At 64.7% G+C, this 1,554-nt stretch carries 2 protein-coding genes; one reads left to right on the forward strand and one right to left on the reverse strand.

Annotated features, from left to right (window positions below; all coding sequences use genetic code 11):
* The first annotated feature begins 23 nt into the window (after positions 1-23).
* Complete coding sequence (locus I5W_RS15910) at positions 24-956, forward strand: AraC family transcriptional regulator (RefSeq protein ID WP_044529963.1); 933 nt, start codon at positions 24-26, stop codon at positions 954-956.
* On the opposite strand, the gene I5W_RS15915 is transcribed toward I5W_RS15910, so the two are convergent.
* Positions 953-1,552: a GntR family transcriptional regulator gene (locus I5W_RS15915; protein WP_044529962.1), complete on the reverse strand. Its 600-nt coding sequence runs from the start codon at positions 1,550-1,552 to the stop codon at positions 953-955. The genes I5W_RS15910 and I5W_RS15915 overlap by 4 nt on opposite strands.
* Positions 1,553-1,554 lie beyond the last annotated feature (2 nt).

Here is a 1,554-nt window from a genome sequence, read left to right on the forward strand (position 1 = left end):
TCGTCAGCCTGTCCGACATCACGTTGACCGATCCCCTGGCTGAAGTCGTCAGCCTGCTACAGCCCGCCGCGCGCTATACCAAGTACGTGCAGGGTGCCGGCAGCTGGCGCGTGCAGCGCTCACTGTCCGAGCTGGCCTTCTATTGCGCCGTGCTGGAGGGCAGTTGCCGCATCCTGCGCGAGTGGCCTGGTGACGCGCCTGAGGAGGCGTGCATCGTGCTGCACGCCGGTGATTTCTTCCTCGCGCCGGCCTTGCAAGGCTTCACCCTGGCCAGCATGGATGAGTGCGAGGACGCCCTGTTCGATGAAGACAATCCGCCGCCACGCCTGCCCGATGGACGCTATCACCTGGGCCGCCTGGGCCTGCCGCCGCAGGTGCAACTGGTGGTGGGCCATTGCGTCTTCGAATCACCCGACACGCCGCTGCTGCTGTCGCTGCTGCCCGACCTGGTAGTGGCCCGTGCGCACACGCGGCTGGCCACGCTGGTGCAACTGGTGGGCGACGAATACCGCGCCGAGCGCCCGGCACGCGATGTGGTACTGGCACGCTTGCTGGAGGTGCTGCTGATCGAAGCCCTGCGTTCCAGTGCGGATGCAGGCGCTGCCGCAACGCCTGGCCTGCTGCGCGGCTTGGGCGATGTACGGCTCGCCTCGGCACTGCGATCCATACATGCGCGACCGGCCGAGAAGTGGAGTGTGGTGCGGCTGGCGCGGGCGGCGGCATTGTCGCGCTCTTCCTTCTTCGAACGCTTCCGCCGCGAAGTCGGGTTGGCGCCCATGGAATACCTGCTGGCCTGGCGCATGGCCTTGGCCAAGCGGCTATTGCTGCACGATGGGGCATCCATGGCGCAAGTCGCGCAACAGGTCGGCTATAGTTCTGCCTCGACCTTCAGCGTAGCCTTTAGCCGGCACGTGGGCTTGCCACCTTCAGCGTTCGCCCGACAAAGCAGCGCCTAGCCCGCCACAAAGCCGACCCGCTCCATGGTGCCAATGTGCATACTCAGCAACTGCACGGCGCGGTCGGTCTTCTTATCCTTGAGGGCATCGATGATAAGCATGTGGTCATGATCGGAGCGCGGCTGCCAGCCGCGCTTGAAACCGGTCGAGAACAGGTAGCGCGAATTGGTCAACTGCAATTGCTTCAACACCGCCAGCAGGCGTGGCATGGCACATTGGCTGGAGAGGATGTCGTGGAACAGGTTGTTGGCGGCATCCCATTCCACCAGCGAAGCCGCCTGGGCGCAGGCTTGCTGTGCCTGTTCCAGTTGCGCGATGTGCTCGGAGGTGAATTTGCGCACGCTGTGGCGTAAGGCCAGGATTTCCAGCGCCCCGCGCATCTCGGCGTTTTCCTTCACTGCCGCCCTATCGACCATGGTCACCCGCACCCCGCGACGGGGCAAAGTGAGGACCAATCCTTCAGCTTCCAACTGACGAAATGCTTCCCGCACCGGCACATGGCTGGACTGGAATTCCTGGGCCACGTGATCTTGCCGAAGCGCCGCCCCGCCTGCGATCTCGCCGCGAATGATGCGCGTGCGCAAGACCTCGGCGATGC

This window comes from Herbaspirillum sp. B65, assembly GCF_000333555.1.
GTDB lineage: Bacteria > Pseudomonadota > Gammaproteobacteria > Burkholderiales > Burkholderiaceae_D > Herbaspirillum > Herbaspirillum rubrisubalbicans.